The 6,065-nt window shown below is 46.9% G+C and carries 4 protein-coding genes; 1 reads left to right on the top strand and 3 read right to left on the bottom strand.

The window, feature by feature from the left end:
• Together QUA71_RS28675 and QUA71_RS28680 are read right to left on the bottom strand one after the other, a co-directional pair.
• Positions 1-1,101 (bottom strand): Calx-beta domain-containing protein (locus QUA71_RS28675; protein ID WP_445243838.1); only part of this gene is annotated, 1,101 nt, incomplete at its 3' end.
• Positions 1,102-1,707: 606 nt separating this feature from the next.
• The gene (locus QUA71_RS28680; RefSeq protein WP_333290343.1) at positions 1,708-2,592 is read right to left on the bottom strand and encodes a 4-hydroxybenzoate solanesyltransferase; all 885 of its coding nucleotides are present in this window, start codon (positions 2,590-2,592) and stop codon (positions 1,708-1,710) included.
• Positions 2,593-2,805: 213 nt separating this feature from the next.
• On the opposite strand from QUA71_RS28680, the gene QUA71_RS28685 reads away from it, so the two are divergent.
• On the top strand, positions 2,806-4,422 hold the full coding sequence (locus QUA71_RS28685) for a Ppx/GppA phosphatase family protein (protein ID WP_333290345.1): 1,617 nt from the start codon (positions 2,806-2,808) through the stop codon (positions 4,420-4,422).
• Positions 4,423-4,739: 317 nt separating this feature from the next.
• Here QUA71_RS28685 and QUA71_RS28690 read toward each other — a convergent pair.
• A partial coding sequence (locus QUA71_RS28690; protein WP_333290347.1) for a calcium-binding protein occupies positions 4,740-6,065 on the bottom strand: 1,326 nt, incomplete at its 5' end.

Consider the following 6,065-nt stretch of genomic DNA (forward strand, 5'->3'; position numbering starts at 1 on the left):
ACTCCACGTAGTAGAAGTAGAACCCACCGTAACTGCACGTGCTGTAGGCAGAGTATTAGGCGCCAGATCGGGAGGGATAATATTGACCGTAGCAGCTTTAGTCGCTCCCAGAGTGTAGTTAGGGGAAGTAGATAGAGTCAGAATTGCGGTTTCAGAGCCTTCAATTAAAGTGTCATTAATCACATTCAATGGCACATCGGCAAAAACCTGACCTGCTGGAATTGTGGCAGTGCCATTGAGGAGATTGTAGTCAGTACCATTGATAGCCGTACCGCTCATGGTATAAGGCACTGTTAGGGGTGCAGTGGGAATTTCAGTACGACTAATTCTGTACATCCCCGGATTGGGAGTTTGACCGCTAATCACTTCTGCTGCACTGGGATCTATGGCAGTGACACTGACAGCTTGTTCAATGCTGATTTCTTGGCCTTCAATCAGTGCAATAGCTCGATCGTCCTCAGCCTTCAATAACTGAAGTTTTTCCGGACTCAAGTCCTTTCCTTGCACAACTCGGGCAAAAATCTCACCCTCGTCTCCGGCTGAGTCCAACTGATTCACCTGTGAATCAATAAAATGCCCTACTTCTTCCAATAAAACACCCGTAAGCGCGTCTAATCTCGTTGCATTTTCTGCTAAAAACTCTTTTGATAAATAAATTGTATTCGTCGCAGTTGCAAAAGCGCCATTGCCTCCTCCAATATCTGCTGATGAAACTACTTTTACTAAGGGAATATTACTAAAATTTCCCGTTAACCACTCTTCCTTTAAAGCATTCGCTTTCTCCTTGTCCCAACTCTCACCAAAGGGAACATTCATCCTATCCGTGAAATTCGGATCTGTTGCAAAAGCCGTTAGAGCTTTATAAACTCCTGACATAGCCTCACCCGTGATGGGGTCTAGGCTAGAAGCGGTTACGCTTGCGGGAAAACTCGCCGGGATGGGAAAGCCTGTTGGGAGCGGTTCTTGCATACCACCTACCCCAATACTATTGGCCTGTGGGAAAAATCCTTGGGTGATGTCAAAAGGGTTATTGCCCCGAGTCAACGGAATAATGTTAGAGGTGGATGAATTATTGCCAGTGGTAAATCGTGTGTCAAACATGGTATTTTTTCCTTTTTTTTGTGGGTGGTTTTTACTTTGGTCGCGCCTGTACAAATGCACGCGAACTCAACTCAATGAGTAAAAGTTTAGAAAGTCATTAAAATCGCTTAACTTTCCGTCACTATGTATGTATCAGACTGAGCCGGATTTTTTTTGCGTTTTGTAATGAAACTTTACACTGAGTTTTTGATAACGAGTAGGAAATGGCACGGTTAGACATTTATTTTCTTGATGTGAAAGTGTTGTCTGTACCCAATTTCCATACCTACGGGAGACAATACGTACTTTTTTATACTGTGTACTGAAGCATAACTTCGTATCATAGAAAAAAACATATCAGTTTTTAGCAGCCAGCGCATCCGTAATATCTCGGGAAAGTCTAATTTTATGAGAACACTAAGGCAGTATATTTACGTAGAACAATCCTGAAAAAGGGGAACGGGCGATCGCCCGTTCCCCTTTTTCAGGATCGTGCAGGGGTTGTAGACTTGGATACAAAGCAGATAGACAGAGGCTTTCAGGCTTAAATCGATGTGAACCTTTTGTGTCAAAATTCAATCATTCGAGTTTCATACCCGTTTCCTGCAGGAAAAGCCCTACAAAAAACTAAAAAATTTCCCCAACAATCATCCCCGCCAACAATACAAACCCCACCCAAACATTTTGGCGAAAGATTTGACCGTAAACAAGCTTAGGAATATCCGCCTTCTGCAGTTGACTGTACTGCAAAAACCACAATATCGCCGCCGCACTAATTGCCACCCAAAAACCTATGTGCAAGTGCAGATTAATTCCCATTGCCACTAACAAACCGACTGTACCAACAAAAAATAAACCCACAGCATTAGCGGCATTATCCCCAAAAAATATCGCGCTGGAATTCACCCCCAAACGCACATCGTCTTCCCGATCGCTCATCGCATAAACTGTATCAAATCCCATCGTCCAAAACACGACTGCACCCCACAGCAGCCAAGTCGCTAATTCTAATTCGTCAACGGCGGCGCTCCAACTAATTAAAACGGCAAAACCCCACGCAATTGATAACACTAATTGCGGCACTGGAAAGAATCTTTTTGCCAGTGGATAGCAGATAATTACTGGTACGGCGGCGACGCACAGCCAGAAGCTTAAAGGATTGAGATAAAAAGCGAGAATGGCCGCACAAGCAAAGGAAATTAAAGCAACTCCTATTCCAGTTTGCACGGTGAGGGCGCGGGATGCTAGCGGGCGCGATCGCGTTCTTTCTACTTCGGGATCGATATCGCGATCCCACAAGTCGTTGATGACGCATCCAGCCGCACTCGTGGCTAAGGTACCCAACACAATCACGCCCACCAATGCTGCGGGCGGCCTCCCATCTGCTGCTAAAAAGACGGCCCAGAGGGCTGGAATCATTAAAATGAGCCTTCCTGCTGGCTTGTCCCATCTCAAAAGCCTCACGACGGTTAGCAATGTGGATTCGGGTTGGCGATCGGGCTCTTTAAGCATTTCAATTCTAGATTTGATATTTTTAACTCTAGATTTTATCAAATTTTAGGCACAATCACCTACGATCTCTGCTGCATATCGCACTTCTGCTGGAATTCAATATAGGGTTAAAGTCTTGCCCAGTCAGCCGTTCCCGATTTTGGCTGATTTAATATCATGCCTCACTGGATTCGTGAAATAATCATAAATATCTGTCAACCCCGATACACTCCAATGGTTAATTCACTTGCTTCTGCGGAGTCAAATCGCATTATTGCTGCTATTGATATGGGTACTAACTCATTTCACATGGTGGTGGCGCGGATCGATCCGAAATTGCCCGCGTTTACGATTATTGCTAGAGAAAAAGATACGGTTCGGTTGGGCGATTGTGAGGTGAAGACAGGGTGCTTGAAGTCCGAGGTTATGGAAAGGGCGATCGCCACTCTGCGCCGTTTTCAAGATATTGCTAAAACTTTCAATGCTGAACAAATTATCGCTGTGGCGACGAGTGCGGTTCGGGAAGCCCCTAACGGGCGAGAGTTCCTCAAACAAGTTGCTGAAGAATTAGACCTGAATGTTAGCTTGATTTCCGGTCAGGAAGAAGCGCGGAGAATTTATCTCGGCGTTCTTTCGGGTATGGAGTTTAACAATCAGTCGCAGGTGATTATTGATATTGGGGGCGGTTCTACGGAGTTGATTTTAGCAGACAGTTCTGAGGCTCGCTCTCTCACCAGTACAAAAATTGGTGCTGTTCGCTTAACAGGACAATTTGTCAAAACCGACCCGATTAGCAAGGAGGAGTTTGCTTATTTGCAAGCTTATATTCGGATTTCGCTAGAAAGACCGATCGACGAATTGCGCTCTCACTTCACTGCGGGCGAACCCTTGCGCTTGATTGGCACTGCTGGAACGATCGAAACTCTGGCTGCAATTAACGCTCGCGAAAAGTTGGGGACAGTGCCGAGTCCCCTAGCCGGATATCAGTTAAATTTAAAGGATTTGCGCGATTTAGTCAATCGCTTTCGCAAACTTTCTTACTCGGAAAGGCTGGCAATTCCGGGAATGTCCGACAAGCGGGCAGAAATTATTTTAGCAGGTGCCTTGATTTTGCAAGAAGCGATGACACTATTAGGAATGGAATCGCTGACGGTGTGCGATCGCTCTTTACGAGAAGGCGTAATTGTTGACTGGATGCTGAGCCACGGTTTGATTGAAAACCGCTTGCGCTATCAAGGTTCCATCCGCCAGCGCAGCATTCTGCACATGGCTGACAAATATCAAGTCAATTTAGAACAAAGCGAAAGAACCGCAGCATTTGCGCTCAAATTGTTCGACCAAACTCAAGGAATTCTGCACTCTTGGGGAACCGAAGAACGGGAGCTACTGTGGGCAGCCGCGATTCTTCACAACAGTGGTTTGTACGTCAGTCATTCGGCGCACCACAAGCATTCTTACTATTTAATTCGCAATGGTGAGTTATTAGGATACACCGAAACAGAGATAGAAGTAATTGCCAATTTAGCTCGCTATCACCGGAAAAATCCTCCCAAAAAAAAGCATGAAAATTTTCTAATTCTGCCTAAGAAATACCGTGAAGTCGTTAGTAAACTGCATCCTTTTCTACGGTTAGCTGTGGCTTTGGACAGGCGACAAATTGGCGCAATTTCTGATTTTAAATGCGAACACCGCCCGGAAGTTCGAGAGTTTCACTTGCGGCTGCAACCGCTCAATCCCGGGGACGATTGCGCTCTGGAAATGTGGAGTTTGGATTATAAAAAGCCTGTTTTTGAGGCTGAGTACAATCTCAAATTAGTGGCAACTTTAGAGCCGACTCTGGTTCCAGTTTAAAGACGAGGTAGAGCCGGGAAACGATAAACTGTAGGGTGTGCAGTCTTAGAGAGAGCCTTCGTGGTGAAGAAGACCCTCCAATGCTTGAAATCTCGAAGCCTACTATCGTTAAATCTTTTTCTTTTAAGGGGCGATTGGCAATAAACGTAGTTTATTGCCGATCGCCAGCCGATAGGATGAGGTAAAGTCGGTCGATCGCACCAATACGCTGCTTGAGCGCAGTGCGTACCTACAAACTAGAAAATTGCAAGCGTTCGATCGACTTATACACATACCAGGCTCGGCATTCACGCCCAACAGGGCTGATTATGTAATGCTTACCCCAAGAGGGTAAAATCATTCAGATCGATCGCACTACCTTGCACTCCATTTAAAGCAGCCAACAATTGACCGTTCCGACCAATCCTGATGAAAGCTGCATTAGCGTTTTGGGTAATACTAAGTTGATCAAAAGTTAGACCGCCCCCTAATACCAGCAAATCTTCACCTTTTGTGAAATCAGTAATTTGATCGGGACCGGAACCTGCTGTTAAAACAAAGCGATCGCGCCCAATGCCGCCGCTGAGAATATCATTGCCCAAACCCCCAATCAGACAATCGTCACCTTTGCCGCCGTAGAGAGTATCGTTGCCCTCATCGCCGCATAGCTGGTCACTACGGCCGTTGCCAAACATCAAATCATTGCCACCAGCGCCGCACATGGAATCTGGCTCGCCGTTAAAGTCGATCGCACTGTCTCCTAAAATAGTATCGTCCCCGTCGCCGCCACAAATGCTATCACTGCCGCGATCGCCCAACAGCAGATCGTTGCCAGTACCCCCCACCAAAACGTCATTGCCCTTGCCGCCGTAAACCGTATCGTTGCCCTCTCCGCCACTTAGAGTGTCGGCAGCATCTCCCCCATTCAAGAAGTCATTGCCAGCACGGCCAAATAGCAAATCGCGTCCATTCGAGTCAGGGCTAGACGGGTCAAAACTGCCTCCAAACAAGCAGTCGTTACCCTGAGCCCCAACTAGAGTGTCATTGCCTTTGTCGCCCCAAATCAAGTCATCGTCTTTGCCGCCGATGGCCACATCATCGCCCTTACCCCCGAAAATGCGATCGTCGCCGGCGTAGCCGTTGAGGTAATCATTACCACTGCCGCCAAACAGCAAGTCTCTGTCTGCATTCGGGCCAAGGGGGATATTGCTGGGCCGTCCTCCGTAAATATTGTCGTTGCCTTGTTCGCCCAGCAGAATGTCGTCGCCGTTGAAACCGCTGATAACGTCGTTGAGATTGCTGCCGATGAGCAAGTCGTCGCCGTCAGTGCCATTGAAAGTGCGAGCAACAGAATTCGGACCCGGAATCGAACTGCTCGCGGGTAGGGTAATCTGTTCGCAAATGCAATCGCGATCATCTGTAGTTTCCGTAGGAGTTTCCGTGGGAGTTTCCGTAGGAGTTTCCGTAGGAGTTTCCTTGGGAGTTTCCGTAGGAGTTTCCGTAGGAGTTTCCTTGGGAGTTTCCGTAGGAGTTTCCTTGGGAGTTTCCGTAGGAGTTTCCTTGGGAGTTTCCGTAGGAGTTTCCTTGGGAGTTTCCGTAGGAGTTTCCTTGGGAGTTTCCGTAGGAGTTTCCTTGGGAGTTTCCGTAGGAGTTTCCTTGGGAGT

It is taken from the genome of Microcoleus sp. MON1_C5 (assembly GCF_036701875.1).
Lineage (GTDB): Bacteria > Cyanobacteriota > Cyanobacteriia > Cyanobacteriales > Microcoleaceae > Microcoleus.